Consider the following 22,091-nt stretch of genomic DNA (forward strand, 5'->3'; position numbering starts at 1 on the left):
ATATGAATCCTTTTTACTACGTACTATCTATCAATGGTTTACTTTTTATTTTCAGTATTCTCTTTTATTTTTTTCCTCCTAAAAACATAAATTCTTTTTATGGATATCGCACCAATAAAACAATGAAAAATGAGACGATTTGGAATTTCGCCAATGATTTTTTCACAAAACAGTTACTAAAGTATGCAGGGTTTTCATTAGCAGCTGCAATTCTTTTCGTTTATCTCGGAAAAGAGGTAACATGGCAACCTATGGCTATTATGCTACTTTCTTTAGCAGTAGCCGTTATAAAAACGGAGCAAGAACTCAGTAAAAATTTTGATGATGATGGAAACAAAAAATAATAACTGCTTACTTATATTCTTCTTTTAATGTTGTAATATCTGCAATAATTTTCTGCATGTTCTCTTTTTTAGTACCGTCATAGATACCTCGGATTCTTCGGTCTTTATCGATGAGTACAAAATTTTCTGTATGGATAAAATCGTTTTCATCACCATTGCCCTCATCTAAAACTGCAAAATAACTTTTACGTGCTAAATCGTAAATATCTTTTTTGTTCCCTGTAGTAACATTCCATTTTCCATCGATTACACCTTTTTATCTGCGTAAGCTCGTAACACGGAAACACTATCTATATCAGGAGTAACCGAATGTGACAAAAACATTACATCCTCATCATTTTTAAAGTGCTCTTGTAGTTCAGCCATATTGTAGGCCATGACAATACAGATAGACTGGCATCTTGTGAAGAAAAAGTCTGCGATGTAAATTTTACCTTTATAGTCATTTTGCGTGACAGTATCACCGTTTTGATTAAGCAAGGTGAAATCAGCAACCGTATGATTTTTGGCTTTATTTCTTACCGAAGCATCCACTAACTTTGGGTTCACATCAATGGGATTATATATTGGTAAACGGGTATCTACTTTTAATAAGTAAAAAAAGATCGGTAATACAACAATTGTAAAAACCGCGAAAAACCGAAGGGTATTTTTAGACTTTTTGAAGAATTTTAAATCCATTTAAGCTAAATTTTAAACAAAAATACAACTTATAAAATCTAATATTTACAGGAAGATTAAAAAGTTTGTTAAATCAACAGCACTCGTGACTTACAAACTTTTAGAACTCTTATGAAAAGCGTACATTTGCAACATTGAAAATTAGAAAAATACTATATGGAGATTTTAATAAAAGCATCTCAATTTATTTTAAGCTTATCGCTTTTAATAGTTTTACACGAGCTCGGTCATTTCATACCTGCCAAGCTTTTTAAAACTAGGGTAGAGAAATTCTACCTATTTTTTGATTATAAGTTTTCGTTATTTAAAAAGAAAATCGGAGAGACGGTTTATGGAATCGGTTGGATACCTCTTGGTGGCTATGTAAAAATATCAGGTATGATTGATGAAAGCATGGATACCGATCAAATGAAAGAGGAACCAAAACCTTGGGAATTTAGATCCAAACCTGCATGGCAAAGACTTATTATTATGCTTGGTGGTGTTACTGTTAATTTTATCCTCGGTATACTTATTTACATCTTATTAATGTATACCTACGGGGAAAAGTACTTACCAAATGAAAGTGTGAAAGATGGTATTTGGGCACAAGATGAACTGGCCACAGAATTAGGATTGGAAACTGGTGATAAAATACTTAGTATCGATGGTAAGTCGGTGCAAAAATTTAGAGAACTCCCATTAGAATTTATTAACGGGTCGGAATACACAGTAGAGAGAAATGGAGAAAACGTACAAAAGAAAATTCCCGTTGACTTTATCTCAAAATTAGTAGATCGAGGTAAAAGTGCTGGGGCTTTTTTATTACCGAGATATCCTTTTATAATTGCAGAGGTAAGCCAAGATTCTATTAATGGTGGAGCAGACATTCAACCAAAAGATATCGTTGTAGGCATTAATGGAACTCCCATAAAATATTACGATGAAGCCAAACCTATCATAGAAACTTTGAAAGGGCAAGACATTACCCTAACTGTTCGCAGAGGAGAAGAAACAAAATCAATACCTGCTAAAGTTTCAAAGCATGGTAATTTAGGCGTAGTTTGGTCGGCAGTTTCCTTACCTGATTTGGAAAAATTAGGATACTATCAATTGGCCGAAAAATCCTATTCCTTTGCCGAAGCAGTTCCTGCAGGAACAAAGAAAGCCTGGACAACACTAACCAATTATGTAAAACAGTTAAAAAAAATAGTTAATCCAAGTACAGGAGCATACAAAGGTCTCGGTGGGTTCATCTCTATTGGAAGTATATTTCCATCGCAATGGAGCTGGCAAACATTTTGGAGCATTACCGCATTTTTATCCATTATGCTTGGTTTTATGAATCTACTTCCAATTCCTGCTTTAGATGGCGGACATGTTGTATTCACCTTATGGGAAATGATCACGGGTAAAAAACCTAGCGATAAGTTCTTAGAATATGCACAAGTAACTGGTTTTGTAATTCTTGTTGCATTACTGCTGTTTGCCAATGGAAATGATATTTTTAGAGCTTTTAAATAGGCATTAATCTAAAAACCATAAAAGGAATCTCCCAAGTTAACAATTGCCTCGGTAGTTTTTTTAATTTCAAAATTGTGCTGTATTTCGTAATTTTGTAGGATGGAATTGCAGCCCCCATTTAAGAAAATTATTCATGTGGACATGGATGCTTTTTATGCTTCCGTAGAACAACTAGACCATCCAGAACTTAGAGATAAACCTGTGGCTGTTGGGGGAAATGGAATTCGAGGAGTGGTGTCTGCTGCAAGTTACGAAGCAAGAAAATACGGTGTCCGTTCAGCCATGAGCGGTACCCTTGCAAAGCAAAAGTGTCCGGAGCTTATTTTTGTCACACCGAGGTTTGAAAGGTATAAAGAAATTTCAACTAAAATAAGAGCTATTTTTTTCGATTACACGGATTTAGTAGAGCCATTATCTTTAGACGAAGCATATTTAGATGTCACACAAAACAAAAAAAAGAATCCTTCTGCAAATGCCATAGCGCGTGAGATTAGACAGCGAATTTGGGACGAATTGGAACTGCGAGCCTCTGCAGGAATATCGATTAACAAATTCCTCGCTAAAGTAGCCTCAGATATCAATAAACCTAACGGACAAAAAACTATTCACCCTTCTGAAGTAATTTCATTCTTAGAAGAATTACCCGTGCATAAATTTTACGGTGTAGGAAAGGTGACTGCTGCAAAAATGCATAATAATGGAATTTTCAAAGGCAATGATTTAAAGCAAAAACCCCTTGCGGAACTTACCAAACTTTTCGGAAAAACTGGCGTACACTATTACAACATAGTTCGAGGCATTCAACGCAGTGCCGTAAAACCAAATAGAGTTCAAAAATCAATAGCAGCAGAAAGAACATTTCAAAAAAATATATCTTCAGAAATATTTCTTCTAGAGCGTTTGGAAATCATAGCAGAAGAACTAGAACGAAGAATGGCAAAAACAAGAACTAAAGGAAAAACCATTACCCTAAAGATAAAATACAGCGATTTTACCCAACAAACAAGAAGTAAAACTACTACGAATTTTATGAGTCAAAAGAAAGAGTTTTTCCCGCTCGTAAAACAATTATTATACCAAGACAACTTACACAATTCGGTTCGATTACTAGGCCTTTCTTTTAGTAACTTAAACACCAAAAAACAAGCCCCTTTATGGGTTCAATTAAAATTTGAATTCTAGTTAAACTATTGGTAATCTCAAAGTAACCTTGGTACCATTGGCATATTGGCGTCATCATACAAATCGGTATATTCTAAGAAAAACTTATTCTCGAATTCATAGGAAAATATTTGGAGTCGTTGCTTGGTAAGCTCAATTCCGATAGACTCCCTTTGTAAAGATTTACTATTTTTTATTTTGAGAGCCTCTTCCCTTCCGATTCCATTATCGGTGATTGTTATCTTTATGAATCCTGACCCTATTTTTGTTACTGCTAAAGCTACTTTTTTTTCTCCTTTTTTAGAAGATAATCCATGCCATATCGCATTCTCTAAAAATGGCTGCAGAATTAATGGTGGTACCTTAATCTTATCTAAATTTATAGTTTCATCAATGGATTCTGTGTATTGAATTTCGTTCAAAAATCGAATGTTTTCAATACTCATATATATATCCATAGTTTTGAGTTCTTCTGAAAGAGATATCTCTTTAGCCTTTGAAGATTCAAGTATACTTCGAATTAACTTCGAAAATTTATTGAGATAATAGACTGCATTTTTTTGTTCATTGTTAATAATGTACAATTTTATCGAATTTAAAGCATTAAACACAAAATGTGGATTCATCTGCGTTTGTAATGCCTCCTGTTCCAGCATAAGTATTTTCTTTTCATTGTTTAGTAATCTTTGCCCATAAAAAGCATATAACAACACCCCAAATAACGCGATAGAAACCAATGCGATTGTTAATACATTTCTGTTTTGGGTTAGCTTTAACTTCGTAATTTCATTTTCTTTGCCTAAGCTCCTTTTCTGATTTGTTTTTACCTCATCGTCGAACCAATTAATTAAATTATTTACATATGCTGAGTTTTGACTATTAATTTTATCATTTTTTCCTTTCACAGATTTTTCATAATACACATAGGCATTTTCAAAATCCTGTCGCTCTCGATACACTTCTGAAAGATATTCATACGATTGGCTCACATTGTCAGCAATATTATATTTTAGTGCAACAGTTAATGCGTTTTCAATAGTTACTTGAGCAGAATCAATCGCACCAACTTTTAATAGAGAGTACCCTAATGTATTCCCTACTAGAGACCTGTAATAATTATTCCCAAGCTTTTGCGAGGCTTCCTTTACCTCTGAAATAAAGCGAAGTGCCTCGTTGAATTGTCCTTTCAAAATTAACACGCTACTAATTCTGTTGTGACATATAATTTTACCCAAATCAGAACCAATTTCGGTGTTGTAATTAAGAGACTCAAAATAATGTTTTAATGCTTTATCTAAATCGTCTAAATTTTGATGTACAACCCCAATACTTTGGTGTACTATTGCCAATCCTCTATTGTCTTGAAGTTCCGTTTGAATCTCCAAAATTTTCGTAAATTTTTCCAAGGCAAGTGGATACTGTTGCAAATCCATATAGATATTTGCTATCCCACTCTCTGCAATAACCTTACTCTTTTTTAAATCGATAGTCTTTAACTTATACTTACTAATTAAATCTAAAGCATATTGATGGTAATTTAACGCCCTTCTAATTTTATCTTGACGCCGATATACAACGGCTATTTGGTTTAGAGTAACAATCTCTGCAAAAACAAGTTTCTCCTTACGAGAAATTTCTAAAGCCTTAAAGTGATAAGTTAAAGCATCCTCATACAACAAGTTAGTTCTGTTCAATCTTCCCAGAAAGTTATACGCATATATTTGTCCAAAATCATTAGAGGTAACTTTACTCTTTGACAATAATAAATTAATGGATGATTCGTCTAAGTCGTACTGTCTAAAAAATGATTTTACTTGGTAAAAGTTATTATAATTAATATATAAGAAATCATTAATTACGGAAGGATCTTGCTGCGAATACTCCTTTCCAAAAGCAAACGAAAATGATAAAAAAAACAAAAGTGTATACAAAAAACCTTTCATACACTTAAAATTTATCGAGAAAGTCTGCCTTTTTTTGCCTAGATACAGGAATCTTATAATTACCTTCTAAAATCACATAGCCGTCCGATTTCAAAAATTCTTTTATTTTATTAAGATTGATAATGAAGGAATTATGAATTCTAAAAAAATGATCTTGTGGAAGCAATAAGTTAACTTCTTTAAGCTTTTTGGTAACTACTATTTTTTTTTGACTAGAGGTATGAATAGAGCAATAATTGCCATCCGATTCGACATACAGTATTTCTCCTTCTTCTAGAAAGATAAGTTTTCCGTCTGTGTTAATAGTGATTTTTCGTCGATCAAACTTTTCATTAAAACTATGTAGTATTTTATCGAACTTATTTTTACTACTATTTTTATGGAAGTACTTTTTTACACGAGTAATTGTATCGGCTAAGTCATCACTGTCAATTGGTTTTAGCAGATAATCAATAGCCTGACTTTTCAATGCTTTAATTGCGTATTCATTATATGCTGTTGTTATTACAATTGCAAAATCTTGAGCATCAATTTGTTGTAACAATTGAAAACCATCTATTGTAGGCATCTCAATGTCTAAAAATAAACAATCGAATTCATTAGAATTAATAAATCTAATTGCCTCATCAGCATCGTTAAAGGTTTGGATAACCTCTATGTCTTCTTTGAAACTTGATAATTCCCACGATAGAATTTGAATAGCTTTTGGCTCATCATCAACAATAACTGCTTTTAACATGATTGGTACTTTATTTCAAAAATAAACTTTATAATTATAAAATTGCTACACAACATCATAAATATTAACACAGCCCTGTATCATAACGTAATATACCAAAATATAAACTATCTATACAAGATTTAAGACCAATTACACATAAAGCATTGAGTAATAGTTTATTTGTTTACATATTTGCACCGTAGTACACATAAAAAAATCATTATGATGATTGGGGGATTTAATCAGTAATGATGATTACAAATAAAAGCACTTTATATTAAAGTGCTTTTTTTATAAAAATAGATATAAAGTATACTACTATTAACACTACTTTATTCCATTATTGTATAAAGTTCTACAACATAGAATTTCTATGTGTTAATGACAAGGTAATTTAAATCCTTTAACGTATTTTATGAAATAGTTTTAGATTTAAAATTATGAGTTTGTATATATAAAAAAACTGCCTTTAAAAAGGCAGTTTTTTATTTTTCTAAATCGAGTTAGTATTAAGCCTGAAACGGTTCAATAGAAACATATGATTTATTATCTCTTTTCTTTTGGAATTTAACAACACCATCAACTTTAGCATGCAATGTGTGATCTTTACCCATGTAAACATTTTCACCTGGATTGTGTTGTGTTCCTCTTTGACGAACAATTATATTACCTGCAATAGCAGCTTGTCCTCCAAAAATTTTTACTCCTAATCGTTTCGATTCCGATTCACGACCGTTTTTCGAACTTCCGACACCTTTTTTATGAGCCATCTTAATTGAGTTTTATATGGTTAAACTTACGGATTTATTTTTCAACGCCTCCGTCTAACTTGTCTTGTAATTCTTTTAATTCATCCCACTTTCCAGCAGCAGCTAATCCAGCTTGCATTGGCCAAGTATCTGTTACGTGGTTTCCACGAACATTTGCAATAATTTCAGCAATTTTTGCAGGCTCAGATTTAGCTAAAGCAGCAAAGGTTTTAATTCCCGCTTCTGCCAATGTTTCAGCAATTTTAGGACCTATACCCTCAATTTTCTTTAAATCGTCCCCTTTTTTAGTCGCTTTTTTTGGCGCAGCTTTTTAGCTTCTTTTTTGGTTCCGGCACCTGATGCAGCGATATCTTCAATCTGAATCTCTGTTAGGTACTGTCTGTGACCATTTTTCTTTTTGTAACCTTTCCTTCTTTTTTTCTTGAAAACGATTACTTTGTCACCTTTTAGGTGTCCTAATACTTTTGCAGTTACTCCTGCTCCTTTTATAGCTGGGGCGCCAATAGTTACATCACCACCATTGTCAATAAGCATCACTTTGTCAAAAGTAATTTTTGCTCCTTCTGCTTCTTGTAAACGGTGTACGTATACCTTTTGGTCTTTTGCTACTTTAAATTGCTGCCCTGCTATCTCTACGATTGCGTACATACTTTTTGTTTTGCGTTTATACTTTTTGCAATAACTTAGTGAAATTGCGGGTGCAAATATAACAAATAATAATCATTAAACAATTCAATTACAGGTAAAAATAAAAACAAAAGGTAGCATTTTAATCTAACTCCGCACAATTGTTCATTTTTAACAATTTTTATGACATATTTTCGTAACGAATAGTAATTTTAAACGTCCAAACAAAAACTAAATATTAACCAATGAAAAATCAAATATTAACTCTAACAACTTTAGTATTGTTCGCATTTTCTTCTAATGCACAAAAAGTAGAGTTTGAAGAGTACGATCTCAACAACGGAATGCACGTTATTTTGCACCAAGATAATACAGCGCCTGTGGTAACAACATCAGTGATGTATCACGTAGGAGCCAAGGACGAACAACCAGACAGAACTGGTATGGCTCACTTTTTTGAGCACCTTTTATTCGAAGGAACAAAAAACATCAAAAAGGGAGAATGGTTCAAAATTGTTTCTTCCAATGGAGGAACCAATAATGCAAATACAACCGATGACAGAACCTATTATTACGAAGTTTTTCCTTCTAACAACCTAGAGCTTGGTTTGTGGATGGAATCGGAGCGTTTATTACATCCAATTATAAAGCAAGGCGGGGTAGACACCCAAAACGAGGTTGTCAAAGAAGAAAAGCGTCTTCGCGTAGACAACCAACCGTATTCTCGTTTCCTAGAGAACGTAAAGAAAAACATGTTTAAAAAACATCCGTATAAAGGCACCACCATCGGGAAAATGGAACATTTAGATGCTGCAACCTTAGAAGAATTCTTAGCCTTTAACAAAAAATTCTACGTACCCAATAACGCTACTCTAGTAGTTGCTGGTGACATTAATATAGGAAAAACTAAAAAGCTGATTGAATCTTATTTTGGTCCAATTCCAAGAGGTAAAGACATCGTTAGGAATTTCCCTAAGGAAGATCCTATAACGGAAGAGTTTTTTGCAAAAGCTTACGACCCAAATATACAGATTCCTGCTATTGTACAAGCATACCGAACTCCTTCGATGAAAACTCGTGACGCGAGAGTTCTTGATATGATATCTTCTTACCTAACAAGTGGAAAAAGTTCTGTATTGTACAAAAAATTAGTAGACACAAAGAAAATGGCCCTTCAAGCAGGTGCATTTAATCTCAGTCAGGAAGATTATGGAACCTATATCGTCTTTGCACTTCCATTAGGAGAAACTAAACTAGACGAAATCACCAAAGAGATTGATGCCGAAATTCTTAAAATGCAAACGACGCTGATATCTGAAAAGGACTATCAAAAATTGCAAAACAAATTTGAAAACGACTTTGTAAATTCCAATTCCAGTGTAGAGGGAATCGCAAACTCGCTCGCTAGATACAACGTATTATACGGAGACACCAACTTGATCAATAGTGAAATTGAAATATACAGATCTATTACACGAGAAGACATTAGAGCAGTAGCAAAAAAGTATCTTAACAAAAACCAACGTTTGGTGATGGAATATTTACCAGAGGCAAAAAAATAATTCAGTAACAAGACAATATGATGAAAAAAATAATAGTATCAGCAATCGCAATTGTAACCATGTCTTTTGCTGCAATAGCACAAGAAATTGATAGAAGTGTGCAACCAAAACCGGGTCCTGCACCAAAAATAAAAATGGGAAAAGCTGAAAAATTCAACTTATCCAATGGTTTGCAGGTTATTATGGTTGAAAACCACAAATTACCTCGTGTGTCCGTTTCGTTAACTATCGATAACGATCCAATTTTAGAAGGAGACAAAGCGGGTCTTTCAAACCTAACAGGAAGTCTCATGGGGAACGGAACTATTTCGATGTCTAAAGATGAATTTAACGAACGAATTGACTTTTTAGGCGCGTCTTTATTCTTTAGTAGTAGAGGTGCCAATGCTAATTCCTTGACCAAATATTTTCCTGAAATTTTAAGTTTAATGGCGAAAGGTGTAAAAGCGCCGCTATTTACCCAAGAAGAATTCGACAAATCGGTGAAGCGGACCTTGGACGGGATAAAATCAGATGAGAAAAGTGTAACTGCAGTAGCGGGAAGAGTTGAAAATGCTTTAGTGTATGGTAAAAACAATCCTTTCGGTGAATTTATCACCAAAGAAAGTATAGAAAACATTACGTTAAACGATGTTAAAAACTTTTACAATACTTATTATAAACCTAACAATGCCTATCTAGTAATTGTAGGAGATATCAGCCCGAGAACCACCAAAAAAATGGTGAAATCACTTTTTGGAGATTGGAAAAAAGGAAACATTCCTGCTACCAATATTAGTACGCCTACCAATGTAGTAACTACAGAAATTGACTTTATCAACATGCCAAATGCAGTACAGTCTGAAATCGCAGTAGTAAATACTGTTGATTTAACACTTGGTGATAAAGATTACTACGCTGCCTTATTGGCAAACAATATTTTAGGTGGTGGTGGAACGGCACGTTTGTTTATGAACTTGCGTGAAGACAAAGGATATACCTATGGTTCCTACTCACGAGTCTCTCAAAATAAAATGGAAGGATTTGGTAAATTTAAAGCAAGTGCAGCAGTAAGAAATACAGTAACCGATAGTGCGGTAGTTGAATTACAGAAAGAAATCAATAAAATACGCTATCAAGAAGTATCGGCCGAAGAACTCAAAAATTCTAAGGCACAATACATTGGTGATTTCGTAAGAAATGTCCAAAAACCAGAGACTGCAGCAAGATTCGCACTTAATATTGCGAGATACAACTTACCGACATCTTTTTATGAAAATTATTTAGAAAACATAAATGCCGTAACTGTAGAAGACGTTCAAAATGCTGCGATGACCTATTTCCGTGGAGACAAAGCAAGAATTATAATAACCGGTAAGGGAATCGAAGTGTTGGATAACCTGGAAAAAACAACAGATTACAAAATCAATTACTACGACGCCTATGCAAACCCAACCAATAAGCCAGAAATGACAGCTCCAATTCCGGCAGGTATAACGGCTAACTCTGTAATTGATAATTTCTATGCTGCCATTGGTGGAAAAGAAAAAGTAGCTGCGGTAAAAACCCTATATATGGTTTCCAATGCAAGTATTCAAGGTACTCCTGTAAAATTAACTTCTAAATCTTCAGCTCCAAATAAGCAATCTAGTGTTATATCTGTAATGAATAATGTAATGCAAAAATCTGTATTTGATGGCAGCAATGGATATACAGAATTGAGAGGACAACGTAAAGATCTTGCAGGGGATGAACTTACAGAGGCAAAAGATACAAAAGCACCTTTTGCTGATGAAAGCTACAGAACGGGGAAATTAGACAGAATAGAGCCAATTGATGGAAAAAATGCCTATGTTATAAAGCATGGTAAAAGTGAAATATACTACGATGTAGAGACTGGGTTAAAAGTAAAAATGGTAACTACTGCTAAAGGCCTCAAGGGGAAGTAAAAGTACCTGTATATTTTTCGGAATATAAAGAGGTAAATGGCATTAAATTCCCACATAAAGTAGAGCGCTCAATGGGGCCGATGAAAATGGAGTTTATAACAGAAGAAATTAAAGTAAACGAAGGCGTTAGCGAAGAGGACTTTAAATAATTTTTAAAATACTAATTACAAAGGTCTAATCTTTACAGATTAGACCTTTGCTTTTTTATTTACCAAATACACGCCAAACAAAATAATAACTGCAGCAATTAACTGGTTAAAGCTTAGCTTTTCACCGTCAATAACACCCCAAATAACTGCTACAATAGGAATCAAGTACGTAACAGAGGAACTAAAAACCGGTGTGGATATTTGAATCAGTCTATTAAATAAAATTTTTGCAACACCCGTTCCTACCACCGAAAGAATAGTGATATAGAGTAACGCAGACTCCGTCTTCTCATTTAGTGTAAAAGAAGAAAAAAAATCAGTAAACACTAACACTAAAAGAGCAGGTATAGTAATCCAAATAAAACTTCCAACAGCTATCGAAAAGGCATCCAAATCTTGTAAATGTGCTTTTATTATATTTACATTTAGTGCATAGCCTAAAGAAGAAACTATTGGCAGTAAAGCATACCAATAATTTTGGTGAGGATTTAATTCAGCACCCGCCATTATAAGCATTATAGTTCCAAGTAATCCAATTAAAATACCCAATAACTGTTTTCGCTGAAATACGACGCCGAAAAACAATACTCCAATCCAAAGGGCATTAAATGGAGTGACAGAATTTAATATGGACGCTATCGAACTATCAATACCTTTAATTGCAAATGCATATAAAAAAGATGGAAAAAAAGTTCCAATCGAGGCACTTAACAACAACCACTTCCATTGTTCTTTTCGGATCTTTAACACTCTTTTAAAACCTAGTAGAATAAGAAAAATAGCGGTAATTAAAACGCGCAAAGCTCCTAGTTGGACAGGAGACACTCCTAATAGAGCTTTTTTCATCAAAATAAAAGAACTTCCCCACACTAAAGAAAGTGTAAGTAAATAGAGCCATTTGTAATTTAATTTACCCATACGTAATGTAAAAAATGACAAATTTCGACTTTTTAAAAAGTATTTACATGATATTATTGGTAAATTTGCATTTTAATTTAATAATTTAAAAGATGAAATTTTCTAAGATTATATTAGCAGTTGCTATTTTAAGCTTTGTTGCAATAGGCTGTAATAATGAAGCAAAAAAAGAAGTAGAAAATCAAAAAGAAGCGATAGCAGGGACAACAGAGGAAGCTAACTTTACTATTTCAGGGATGACTTGTGAAATGGGCTGTGCTAAGACAATAGAATCAAAACTAGCTAAAAAAGATGGAGTAATGGAAGCTACAGTAATATTCAATGATAGTACTGCAGTGGTAAAGTATGACGCAAACAAAACTAGTAAGAAAGAACTTATTGAATTTATCGATGGTATTGCAGATGGAGAAACGTATAGAACTTCAGAAAAAATTTTAAAATAATTATTGGAGTAAAATAAATCACAAAAAAGATTGTACATGGTACAGTCTTTTTTTTACACCACAGGTAAAAATTCAAGCATACCCTATAATTTGTATAAGGAAAATTATTTGTCTTTATTATTTTCTCATGTAACTGTAGACTAGGTAAAAAAGTATAGAAATCTTGTAGAGCAAGAAGCTTCTTCTCGGAATGGAACCACGATATACTTTTAATTTATTTGCTCCAAAAATGAGTATTTATTCTATGTTGAAAAGATATCGTGCAATTCTTTATACCTAGCCTCCCATACACATAGAAACATACAAAGCAGCATGTATATGAAAACCCATACTTTTTTATGCTAAACAGAAATATTACTAGTACAAATTTTAAACTTACATTCGTTTTTTAACATGTACGATTGGAAACGACTACTTTGCAGTCTCAGCAGCTTTTCGTTCCAATTCTTCTTGGAACTCCTCCATGACAGGTTTTACAGTACTCTCCGGGATATCGGAAACTTTTATATACATTAAACCATCAACCGCATTGTTAAACTTTGGGTCTACATTGAAAGCAACTAGCCTAGCATTTTGCTTTACATACTTTTTAATTAAAACAGGGATTCGAAGTGCTCCTGGCTCAATTTCGTCAATAAACTTATCAAACTTTTGCATGTCTGATTTTGTCGCATCAAAAACGAAATCTTTATCTGCATCTTTCAACTTTACCTTAAATTCCTTTTTTGGATAGATATACTGCGCAATATATGGATCGTAATAATGAGACTTCATAAACTCGATCATTAAAGATTTGGAGAACTCCGAAAACTGGTTACTTATACTTACCCCTCCAATTAAAAACTTATGGTCAGGATAACGTAAAGTAACGTGGACAATACCTTTCCAAAGTAAAAAAAGAGGCATCGGTTTTTGCTGGTATTCTTTCACGATAAATGCCCGTCCCATTTCAATAGAAGATTCCATCATTGGGTGTAGTTCAGGCTCTATTCGAAAAAGTGTTTGAATGTAGAATCCATCGATTCCATATTTTTTGTAAATTTCTCTACCAAGCCCCATTCTATAGGCGCCAACTAAGCAATCATTTTCACGATCCCAAAGAAACATATGATAGTAGTATTTGTCGTACTTATCTAGATCTAGCGAACCATTGGTTCCCTCTCCAACCTCTCTAAAAGTTACCTCACGCAATCTTCCAATCTCATGCAGTAAATTTGGGATTTGTTTAGCGTTAGCAAAAAAGACCTCATAATTTTTAGTACTCAAAAGCCTAGCGTCTAAATCTCTTAACTTGGCAACCTCTTTAATAAACAAATCTGGAAGTCTTTGCGAAGAAATTTTCTTTGCTTTTTTAGGGATTTTAAGATTTTGTGAAGATAGAATCTTTTGCGAACTTTTTTCAAAAGGATTAGCCAACATATACGTTTTGGTTCGCAAAAACTGGTAAAAATCGGGGATTTCAGGATATTCATTTTGATCCTGAACAGAAATGGGTTTACCAATTCTAACTTTTATGGTTCTATTTTTTTGTGATAATAATTCGGAAGGTAGTTTTGCGGTTCTAAGTGTATCATTAATTCTTGATAGCACATAAAATAACCTACTGTTTTTTGCATGAAAGTATATTGGTATTACAGGCACCTTCGCTTTTTTAATTAAACGAACAGCCCCCTGCTCCCACTCTTTGTCTACCATTAATTTTCCATCGCGATAGGTAGAAACTTCCCCTGCTGGAAAAATCCCAAGAGGTTTACCCTCTCTAATATGAGATAACGCACTTTTAATACCTGCTACACTAGATTTAGCGTCTTTATGATTTTCAAAAGGATTCACAGGCATTACGTAAGGCTTGAGTGGATCCACTCTATGCAGTAAAAAATTTGCAATTATTTTGTAATCAGGACGGTGTTCTACTAATAATTTTAGAAGTAGAATTCCGTCAATCCCGCCGAGTGGATGATTGGATATGGTAATAAATGGTCCCTCCTTTGGAATTCGTTTTAAATCTTCTTCTGGAATCTCAAACGAAATTTGAAATTCGTCTAATAATCCGTTTAAAAAAGGCAAGTCTTTTTTATGCTTGTGTTTATTGTAAACTTCATTTGCTTTTGAAATACGAAGAACTTTCATTAACAGCCAACCTGAAAATGTACCCAAAAAACCATATTTGTCAGCACCAATTGCCTTGGCAATTTCTTTAGGCGTTACTAATCCCATAAATTACAAACACTTTGAAGTAGGGACAAATATAACTCAAATTATGTGATTATATATTTTCTTGCAATACTAATTGCGCGGTTTTAGTATTTATCTGGCGTAAAATTGCCTTTCCTCTATTTCTAATTGAGGCAATCGCTTTATCATCAAAATGACGTATAGTATACAGACTTACATCCTTGTAGGACTTAATGGTATATTGTGCTTTAAGCTCTTGGTGAAAATGTTCAAAATTTCCATATTTATCATCTACACAAACTGAAAAACTAAGCGCTGAGTTTTGAATCATATTTACTTTCAACTTGTACTCGTGTAATTTACGAAAAACATGACTAATATTATCTTCCACCATAAACGAAAAATCCTTGGCAGAAATACCAATTAATATCTGTTTCTTTTTTACAATGAAACATGAAACTAATGGTTTTAGTAAAACACCCTTGCTAACTTTGGTACCTTTATTATTTAAATCATAAAAAGAACGAACAAACAAAGGAATTTCCCTTTTTTCAAGTGGTTGTATCGTTTTAGGATGAATTACTGACGCACCATAAAATGCCATTTCAATAGCTTCTGCATAGGAAATTTCTTTCAATAAATCCGTCTCTTTGAACACTCTTGGATCTGCGTTGAGAACTCCCTCTACATCTTTCCAAATAGTTACACTCTCCGCTTGCAAACAATAGGCAAATATTCCTGCAGAATAATCCGAACCTTCCCGACCAAGTGTGGTGGTAACATCATCATTACTACCGATAAAACCCTGTGTAATATTTAATTGCTTGGTATCCACATTTTTTTGAATTAAATTTTCAGTAACCTCCCATTGCACCTTGGCATCCCTGTAATTTTTATCTGTTTTAATTACCTCTCTTACATCCAACCAGGTATTTGAAATACCTACTGACTGCAAATATTCACTTACAATAGTTGTAGATAAAAGCTCTCCATAGCACACCATTTGATCGTACACATAATTGTAATCGCGTATTTTATTCCGAATCATAAAACCATTTAATTCGCCGAATAAATGGTGTACTTTATCAACGATAGCACTGTGGCCTTGATCTGAAAATAAGGTAGCAATGATATCGAGGTGATAATTCTGAATAAAATCTAAAGCCTCTTGTAAGAAATCTGTACCATCAAAATATGCTTGAATTAACTTTTCAAAAGCATTTGTCATTTTACCCATCGCAGAAATAACCACCAAGGTATTTTCTGTACCCTCGTGCTGCAATACTCGAACAACATTTCTTACCGCCTGGGCGTCTTTAACAGAAGCACCACCAAATTTAAATACTCTCACGATTACTTATTCTCTATAAATTCTTTTAAATTCTTTTCTTTCATTTTCACAACATACCAACCCTTATCAATAACAGCACCTGTGCTTTCGTAAAAAGCAATAGCATTAGAATTCCAATCTAATACTTCCCAACAAACCCTTTTCAAATTACGTTCATACGCATAGTTTAAAACTGCAGTATATAAAGCTTTCCCTGCTCCAATTCCTCTTTTATTTTGAGTTACCATCAAATCTTCCAGATGAATAACAGTGCCTTTCCAAGTGGAATAACGTTCGTAAAACAGTGCCATCCCAAAAACATAACCTTCTTTATCTTCCGCGACGAAAGTTTCAAATTTTGGCGTTTTTGAGAAACCGTCTATACGTAAATCATCAATGGTTATTTCTACCTCTTTGGGTAACTTTTCAAACACCGCTAATTCATGAATTAAATCTAAAATAGCTTGTGCGTCCTGTATCTCTCCTTTTCGAATTATAAAGTCCATTGAATTTTTCTGTAAATATAGTTGGAATACTTTTGCTTAAAAATAAATCTAAAAATTAAAACATATCATTTTTATTTGTTGAAAATTAAAAAAGGATAATCGTTGTAGAAACGTAAAAAAGGTAAGATATTTGTAGTAAATTCAAATATATATCATGAATAACAAGCACATGACCCTCGGTGAATTTATCATCAGTAACCAAAATTATTTCAAGTATTCTTCTGGTGAATTATCTCGTTTAATCAATTCGATCCGATTAGCTGCTAAAGTTGTTAACCATGAGATAAGAAAGGCTGGTTTGGTAGACATTACAGGAGCAGCCGGTGACATAAACATCCAAGGAGAAGCACAGCAAAAATTGGATGTTTTAGCAAATGATTTATTCAAACAAACTTTAATTAACAGAGAAATAGTTTGTGGTATCGCCAGCGAAGAAGAAGATGATTTTGTAATTGTAGAAGGAAAAAATAAAACCAATGAAAATAAATATGTGCTACTGATGGACCCCTTAGACGGTTCTTCCAATATTGACGTTAATGTTTCTGTTGGAACAATCTTTTCTATCTACAGAAGAGTATCTCCTATTGGAACTCCAGTGACAATTGACGATTTCTTACAAAAAGGTAGTGAACAAGTAGCGGCAGGATACGTTGCATATGGTACCTCAACAATGTTGGTCTTCACAACGGGAAATGGCGTAAACGGATTTACTTTAAACCCGGCGATTGGAACATTTTATTTGTCGCATCCCAACATGCAATATCCAGAAATTGGAAAAATCTATTCGGTTAGTGAGGGATATTTTACCCATTTTCAAGAAGGAATGAAACGCTTTTTAATCCACTGTAAAGAATTAAACAAAGAAGACAACAGACCATACACAGCCAGATACATTGGTTCGTTGGTTACCGATTTTCATAGAAATATGGTAAAGGGAGGAGTATATATTTATCCGGCTACCGCCATTGCTCCTAACGGAAAATTACGACTTTTATACGAGTGTAATCCGATGGCATTCATATGCGAACAAGCAGGAGGAAAAGCCTCCGATGGATTTACGCGAATTCTAGACATACAACCATCAGAATTACACCAACGCGTTCCCTTCTATTGTGGAAGTAAGAAACTAGTTGATAAAGCGGAAGGTTTTATGCAGGAATTTTCTATAGAAGAAAAACCTAACTATTCGTGATTAATAAATAGTTTTTAGTTATCGTTAGATAAGCATACAATTTACGCAGGGGTTGTTTGCATGAGTTTTTTCATTTAAATTTACCGCAGGAAAAATATAAAATAAACCATTTAAAAAACAAATACTTATGGCTTTTGAACTACCAGAATTAGGATATTCTTACGATGCTTTGGAACCAAATATAGATGCTAGAACTATGGAAATTCACCACAGCAAGCATCATAACGGATATACCACTAAATTAAATGGAGCTGTAGCTGGTACAGCATTAGAAAATAAATCTATTGAGGATATCCTTGAAAATCTAGACATGACGAACATGGCTGTTAGAAATAATGGTGGTGGCTATTACAACCACTCTTTGTTTTGGTCTGTGATGAATCCGGAAGGAAAAGGACGTTTATCAGGAGAATTAAAAGATGCTATTGAAGCAGAATTTGGATCATTTGATGCTTTTAAAGATGCTTTTTCGAAAGCTGCTGCAACGCAGTTTGGTTCAGGTTGGGCGTGGCTATGTGTACACAAAGGTGGAAAAGTGGAAGTGTGTTCGACACCAAACCAAGACAATCCATTAATGCCTGGTGTTACTTGTGGAGGAACTCCTATTTTAGGTTTAGATGTTTGGGAACATGCGTATTACTTAAACTATCAAAACCGTCGTCCGGATTACATTGAAGCTTTTTTCAATGTTATCAACTGGAACGAGGTAGAAAGAAGATATGCTGAAGCGAAATAATTTTCACTAAACTAGTATAAAAAAGGACTTCCAATCATGGAAGTCCTTTTTTATGATATCAGCTTTTCTATACTTTTTTACAAACCATTCGCCTTATTTGTTTTAATTATAGCCTGTGCATTTTTCCAATCAATCCAATTTTGTCCTTTCATACGTCGCATGATATTATCAATAGTTCGCATCACAAAAACATTGTAAATTGCTTTGGAAAGATTTTTAGGCTTTCTAGCAATAGCACGTAAACTCATTGAAAAACCCGGTGTGATATATCGCATATAATGCCAATACCCTTCTGGCATATATAATACGTTCCCGTGCTCTAATTCGGTAACAAAACCTTTGGCATTTTTTAACGCTGGCCATTTTTCAAAATCCGGATTGTTAAAATCTATATCTTCTCGGGTGATTAAAGAATGTGGAATCTTATACAGATACTTGTTCTGTTGTTGATCAAATAGTATACATTTCTTCTTTCCTTCAAAATGAAAATGGAAAATATTTGCCAAATCAATATCATAGTGCATGAAAGTATAGGAGTCTCTGCCTCCAAAAAACAACATTGGTAGTCCTTTCATTAAACGCAATCCAAAGTCTGGAAATGTAAAATCTTTCTGTAGTTGAGGCACTTCTTTTAAAACATTCCACAAGAATATTCTAAATTTAGTAGGCTCTCGCTTTAATAAATCTACATATTCACTCATTTTCATGGTAGCGTGCGGTTCGTTAAAACCATCTTTATAATCTACAGGTCTATCGTCGTATAGAGGAACAATTTTATCTCCTGCAACCTCTTTCATATAGTCTAAAGACCATTTAGAATAGGCAGGCCAATCTTCAATAAAACGCTCAATAACAACAGGCTTTTGAGGTTTAAAATAGTTGTTTATAAAATCTTCTTTGGTAATGGTTGAAACTCTATCGATACTTTCTAACTGTAGTCCCATAATTCAATTATTCAATTGTAAGTAGCAAAGTTAAGAAATTGTTATGAAGATAAATGTAAAATGAATTGCCAAAAAAAACCTGCAGAAATCTACAGGTGTTATTGGATATATAAATTAAAAGTTCTTTTATTTTCTTCGAATAGCCAAAGCTTCTTTTTTCTTAAGCTCGTTTCTTTCAATCTTGTGCCCAGGTCGCGTCCATTTTGGTTTTTCACCAAGGGCCTTAAACTGAGATGCCTCCTGCGCGACAGATTCACGTTGTTCGTGTTTGTAAAATGCTTTCTGTGGATTTAATCCTAGATCTTCAAACATTTTCATATCTTCTTTAATATCCGGATTTGGTGTTGTTAACAACTTGTCACCAGCAAATATAGAGTTTGCTCCTGCAAAGAAACACATGGCTTGCCCTTCTCTGCTCATTTGTGTTCTTCCGGCAGATAATCTTACTTGTGATTCTGGTAAAACAATTCGTGCTGTAGCAACCATTCGAACCATTTCAAAAATATTCACTGGAGGTTGCTCTTCCATCGGCGTCCCCTCTACGGCAACTAAAGCGTTAATTGGCACCGATTCCGGATGCGGTGAGAAGCGTGTTAATGTCTCTAACATTCCCGCTCTATCCTCTAAACTTTCTCCCATTCCAATAATTCCTCCAGAACAAACGGTAACGTTCGTTTTACGGACATTTTCAATCGTATCAATTCTGTCTTTAAAGGCTCGTGTAGAAATCACGTCGTCATAATAATCTTCTGAAGTATCGATATTGTGATTATACGCATACAAACCTGCTTCTGCCAATCTTTTTGCTTGATTTTCTGTAACCATACCTAAGGTACAACACACCTCCATATCTAGTTGGTTTATCGTACGCACCATCTCCAAAACCTGATCAAACTCCGGTCCATCTTTTACATTTCGCCATGAAGCTCCCATACAAACTCGAGAGGAACCACCAGACTTAGCTCGTAATGCTTGTGCTTTTACCTGGTTAACCGTCATCAAATCATTCCCTTCTATTCCAGTATGGTATCTTGCTGCTTGCGGACAATACCCACAATCTTCCGAACATCCGCCTGTTTTAATCGATATCAGGGTAGATACTTGTACCGTATTAGGGTCGTGATGTTTTCTATGGATTGAAGCGGCATCGTATAACAATTCCATTAAAGGTCTATTATAAATCGCTAAAATCTCTTCTTTTGTCCAGTCATTTCTTACTTCGCTCATAAACTTATGTTTATTAGTTAGTTGTTTGTTTGAGGTTCCAAAAATAGTAATAATATTATAGGTTTTCTATTTTTTACACAATAATACAGATACTGCATTGCCTCCAAAACCAACCGAATTTACTAAAATTTTTTCGATTCGTTTCGGTCTTTTTTGTTTTGTTATAAACGGTACATGGATAACCTCCTGATGCTGTAGCATTAAGATTGCTAATTCGATACTCAATAGCCCTGAAGTAGCAAAAGTATGTCCTAACTTCCATTTATTTGTAGTTAAGAAAGGAACGGAGTCCCCAAATACCTTTTTAATTGCATTCCATTCCGAAAGATCGCCTTTAATGGTTCCCGGTGCATGCATTACGATGACATCGACCTCGGAAGGCACAATGTCTTTTAGTGCCATCGTCATGGATTTTTGAAAACACATGGCATCAGTAGAAATCGATATATTGTGCTTTAAAACCTCTGTAGCATAACCGATCCCTTCAACTAAAGCTATAGCATTATCTGTGTTCCCATTTTCTAAACAGAGAACAGCAGCCCCTTCACCTAAAACCATCGTATTTTGTTTCTTTTGCAAATCAAACGCCTTACATGGATATGGGTCTTTGTTCTTGGCATATACTTTCAAAGCTTGCATCTGTGCGATGGTAAAACCTGTAAGTGATGCTTCACTAGCCCCTACCAAAAACGTATCTGTCATATCCGACTGTAACCAAGCGATTCCATTTAAAAGAGAGTGCAACCCGGTTGAGCAAGTTATTGAATGGGATATTTCAGGACCTTCAGTTTGTAGGTCATGTGCTACCCAAGAAGAAATATTCCCTAAAGTGGTAGTGGGCGAACTCAACGTAGAAGAAGTATTAGTTTCGATAAACTCTTTGTGATATTTTTCAAATAGGGAAGTAGCCCCTCGAGAAGAACCTATATTTATTCCAAAATTATGCTTATTATCCCATCTAGCCTGTGCAACTGCTTTTCTTGACACATATATAGCATACAATACAGAAGCGTCTAAATCTTTATACTTTATATCCTCCTGACGAAGCTTTTCAATTTTAGCAAGCTCCGGTGTTTGGACCGCAGCAACCCAAGCTTTAAAGTCACCGAAGTCTTTAACCTTCAAATATGGAATATCGTTAGAATACTGACTCCAGATAGTTTCCAATCCACTTCCCAAAGCCGAAACAGAAGCCATCGCTGTTATGGAAATACTATTTTTCAAATTTTGA

The 22,091-nt window shown here is 34.3% G+C and carries 18 protein-coding genes and 2 pseudogenes; 8 read left to right on the forward strand and 12 right to left on the reverse strand.

Translation table 11 applies throughout. The features are described from left to right. Positions 1 to 2: 2 nt before the first annotated feature. A complete protein-coding gene (locus tag BSU00_RS06065; RefSeq protein WP_105003585.1) occupies positions 3 to 344 on the forward strand; it encodes an SdpI family protein in 342 nt (113 codons plus the stop codon). 7 nt (positions 345 to 351) lie between these two features. On the opposite strand, the pseudogene BSU00_RS06070 reads toward BSU00_RS06065, so the two are convergent. Further along, positions 352 to 1,025 (reverse strand): annotated as a pseudogene (locus BSU00_RS06070) (SCO family protein). Between the two features lie 156 nt (positions 1,026 to 1,181). Between BSU00_RS06070 and rseP the strand changes: the two are divergent. Together rseP and dinB are read left to right on the forward strand one after the other, a co-directional pair. After that, the gene (gene rseP / locus BSU00_RS06075; protein ID WP_105003586.1) at positions 1,182 to 2,528 is read left to right on the forward strand and encodes an RIP metalloprotease RseP; all 1,347 of its coding nucleotides are present in this window, start codon (positions 1,182 to 1,184) and stop codon (positions 2,526 to 2,528) included. Positions 2,529 to 2,627: 99 nt separating this feature from the next. Further along, positions 2,628 to 3,710: a DNA polymerase IV gene (gene dinB, locus BSU00_RS06080; RefSeq protein ID WP_105003587.1), complete on the forward strand. Its 1,083-nt coding sequence runs from the start codon at positions 2,628 to 2,630 to the stop codon at positions 3,708 to 3,710. A 17-nt stretch (positions 3,711 to 3,727) separates the two neighbouring features. On the opposite strand, the gene BSU00_RS06085 is transcribed toward dinB, so the two are convergent. From BSU00_RS06085 to rplU, 4 genes and pseudogenes are all read right to left on the reverse strand, one after another. Further along, the gene (locus BSU00_RS06085) at positions 3,728 to 5,632 is read right to left on the reverse strand and encodes a tetratricopeptide repeat protein (RefSeq protein ID WP_105003588.1); all 1,905 of its coding nucleotides are present in this window, start codon (positions 5,630 to 5,632) and stop codon (positions 3,728 to 3,730) included. Between the two features lie 4 nt (positions 5,633 to 5,636). Further along, the gene (locus BSU00_RS06090; RefSeq protein ID WP_105003589.1) at positions 5,637 to 6,371 is read right to left on the reverse strand and encodes a LytTR family DNA-binding domain-containing protein; all 735 of its coding nucleotides are present in this window, start codon (positions 6,369 to 6,371) and stop codon (positions 5,637 to 5,639) included. Positions 6,372 to 6,862: 491 nt separating this feature from the next. After that, a complete protein-coding gene (rpmA, locus tag BSU00_RS06095; RefSeq protein WP_105003590.1) occupies positions 6,863 to 7,123 on the reverse strand; it encodes a 50S ribosomal protein L27 in 261 nt (86 codons plus the stop codon). A 34-nt stretch (positions 7,124 to 7,157) separates the two neighbouring features. Continuing rightward, positions 7,158 to 7,771: pseudogene (gene rplU, locus BSU00_RS06100) on the reverse strand (50S ribosomal protein L21). Between the two features lie 224 nt (positions 7,772 to 7,995). On the opposite strand from rplU, the gene BSU00_RS06105 reads away from it, so the two are divergent. Both BSU00_RS06105 and BSU00_RS06110 read left to right on the forward strand, forming a co-directional pair. After that, a complete protein-coding gene (locus BSU00_RS06105; RefSeq protein WP_105003591.1) occupies positions 7,996 to 9,312 on the forward strand; it encodes a pitrilysin family protein in 1,317 nt (438 codons plus the stop codon). Between the two features lie 17 nt (positions 9,313 to 9,329). Further along, positions 9,330 to 11,240, forward strand: coding sequence for a M16 family metallopeptidase (locus BSU00_RS06110; RefSeq protein WP_369820277.1), 1,911 nt, complete (start codon positions 9,330 to 9,332; stop codon positions 11,238 to 11,240). 188 nt (positions 11,241 to 11,428) lie between these two features. Here BSU00_RS06110 and BSU00_RS06115 read toward each other — a convergent pair whose 3' ends face one another. Beyond that, positions 11,429 to 12,328: a DMT family transporter gene (locus BSU00_RS06115; RefSeq protein ID WP_369820278.1), complete on the reverse strand. Its 900-nt coding sequence runs from the start codon at positions 12,326 to 12,328 to the stop codon at positions 11,429 to 11,431. 71 nt (positions 12,329 to 12,399) lie between these two features. Between BSU00_RS06115 and BSU00_RS06120 the strand changes: the two genes are divergently transcribed. Then, positions 12,400 to 12,750, forward strand: a complete 351-nt coding sequence (locus BSU00_RS06120) for a cation transporter (RefSeq protein WP_105003593.1) — start codon at positions 12,400 to 12,402, stop codon at positions 12,748 to 12,750. Between the two features lie 411 nt (positions 12,751 to 13,161). Here BSU00_RS06120 and BSU00_RS06125 read toward each other — a convergent pair whose 3' ends face one another. From BSU00_RS06125 to BSU00_RS06135, 3 genes are read right to left on the reverse strand one after another with little or no spacing between them, the layout of a single operon-like run. Next, on the reverse strand, positions 13,162 to 14,967 hold the full coding sequence (locus tag BSU00_RS06125; protein WP_105003594.1) for a lysophospholipid acyltransferase family protein: 1,806 nt from the start codon (positions 14,965 to 14,967) through the stop codon (positions 13,162 to 13,164). A 49-nt stretch (positions 14,968 to 15,016) separates the two neighbouring features. Next, positions 15,017 to 16,276: an aspartate kinase gene (locus BSU00_RS06130; RefSeq protein WP_105003595.1), complete on the reverse strand. Its 1,260-nt coding sequence runs from the start codon at positions 16,274 to 16,276 to the stop codon at positions 15,017 to 15,019. Positions 16,277 to 16,278: 2 nt separating this feature from the next. Continuing rightward, positions 16,279 to 16,761 (reverse strand): GNAT family N-acetyltransferase, encoded by a 483-nt coding sequence (locus BSU00_RS06135; protein ID WP_105003596.1) that lies wholly within the window; start codon positions 16,759 to 16,761, stop codon positions 16,279 to 16,281. A 154-nt stretch (positions 16,762 to 16,915) separates the two neighbouring features. Here BSU00_RS06135 and fbp point away from each other — a divergent pair, with 154 nt between their 5' ends. Both fbp and BSU00_RS06145 read left to right on the forward strand, forming a co-directional pair. Next, complete coding sequence (gene fbp, locus BSU00_RS06140) at positions 16,916 to 17,953, forward strand: class 1 fructose-bisphosphatase (protein ID WP_105003597.1); 1,038 nt, start codon at positions 16,916 to 16,918, stop codon at positions 17,951 to 17,953. A gap of 127 nt (positions 17,954 to 18,080) precedes the next feature. Beyond that, positions 18,081 to 18,689, forward strand: a complete 609-nt coding sequence (locus tag BSU00_RS06145) for a superoxide dismutase (RefSeq protein ID WP_105003598.1) — start codon at positions 18,081 to 18,083, stop codon at positions 18,687 to 18,689. A gap of 77 nt (positions 18,690 to 18,766) precedes the next feature. Here the strand turns inward: BSU00_RS06145 and BSU00_RS06150 are convergent, their stop codons facing one another. The 3 genes from BSU00_RS06150 to BSU00_RS06160 form a co-directional block, all read right to left on the reverse strand. Then, positions 18,767 to 19,633, reverse strand: a complete 867-nt coding sequence (locus BSU00_RS06150) for a cupin-like domain-containing protein (protein WP_105003599.1) — start codon at positions 19,631 to 19,633, stop codon at positions 18,767 to 18,769. Positions 19,634 to 19,759: 126 nt separating this feature from the next. After that, positions 19,760 to 20,860, reverse strand: coding sequence for a biotin synthase BioB (gene bioB, locus BSU00_RS06155; protein ID WP_105003600.1), 1,101 nt, complete (start codon positions 20,858 to 20,860; stop codon positions 19,760 to 19,762). A 66-nt stretch (positions 20,861 to 20,926) separates the two neighbouring features. Beyond that, positions 20,927 to 22,084: a beta-ketoacyl synthase N-terminal-like domain-containing protein gene (locus tag BSU00_RS06160; RefSeq protein WP_105003920.1), complete on the reverse strand. Its 1,158-nt coding sequence runs from the start codon at positions 22,082 to 22,084 to the stop codon at positions 20,927 to 20,929. Positions 22,085 to 22,091 lie beyond the last annotated feature (7 nt).

The sequence above is a fragment of the Tenacibaculum sp. SG-28 genome (genome assembly GCF_002954385.1).
In the GTDB taxonomy this organism is placed as follows: Bacteria; Bacteroidota; Bacteroidia; order Flavobacteriales; family Flavobacteriaceae; genus Polaribacter.

Coding starts and splice junctions, on each gene's coding strand:
- BSU00_RS06065 (WP_105003585.1), top strand. CDS start 3: ATGAATCCTTTTTACTACGTACTATCTATCAATGGTTTACTTTTTATT.
- rseP (WP_105003586.1), top strand. CDS start 1,182: ATGGAGATTTTAATAAAAGCATCTCAATTTATTTTAAGCTTATCGCTT.
- dinB (WP_105003587.1), top strand. CDS start 2,628: ATGGAATTGCAGCCCCCATTTAAGAAAATTATTCATGTGGACATGGAT.
- BSU00_RS06085 (WP_105003588.1), bottom strand. CDS start 5,632: ATGAAAGGTTTTTTGTATACACTTTTGTTTTTTTTATCATTTTCGTTT.
- BSU00_RS06090 (WP_105003589.1), bottom strand. CDS start 6,371: ATGTTAAAAGCAGTTATTGTTGATGATGAGCCAAAAGCTATTCAAATT.
- rpmA (WP_105003590.1), bottom strand. CDS start 7,123: ATGGCTCATAAAAAAGGTGTCGGAAGTTCGAAAAACGGTCGTGAATCG.
- BSU00_RS06105 (WP_105003591.1), top strand. CDS start 7,996: ATGAAAAATCAAATATTAACTCTAACAACTTTAGTATTGTTCGCATTT.
- BSU00_RS06110 (WP_369820277.1), top strand. CDS start 9,330: ATGATGAAAAAAATAATAGTATCAGCAATCGCAATTGTAACCATGTCT.
- BSU00_RS06120 (WP_105003593.1), top strand. CDS start 12,400: ATGAAATTTTCTAAGATTATATTAGCAGTTGCTATTTTAAGCTTTGTT.
- BSU00_RS06125 (WP_105003594.1), bottom strand. CDS start 14,967: ATGGGATTAGTAACGCCTAAAGAAATTGCCAAGGCAATTGGTGCTGAC.
- BSU00_RS06135 (WP_105003596.1), bottom strand. CDS start 16,761: ATGGACTTTATAATTCGAAAAGGAGAGATACAGGACGCACAAGCTATT.
- fbp (WP_105003597.1), top strand. CDS start 16,916: ATGAATAACAAGCACATGACCCTCGGTGAATTTATCATCAGTAACCAA.
- BSU00_RS06145 (WP_105003598.1), top strand. CDS start 18,081: ATGGCTTTTGAACTACCAGAATTAGGATATTCTTACGATGCTTTGGAA.
- BSU00_RS06150 (WP_105003599.1), bottom strand. CDS start 19,633: ATGGGACTACAGTTAGAAAGTATCGATAGAGTTTCAACCATTACCAAA.
- bioB (WP_105003600.1), bottom strand. CDS start 20,860: ATGAGCGAAGTAAGAAATGACTGGACAAAAGAAGAGATTTTAGCGATT.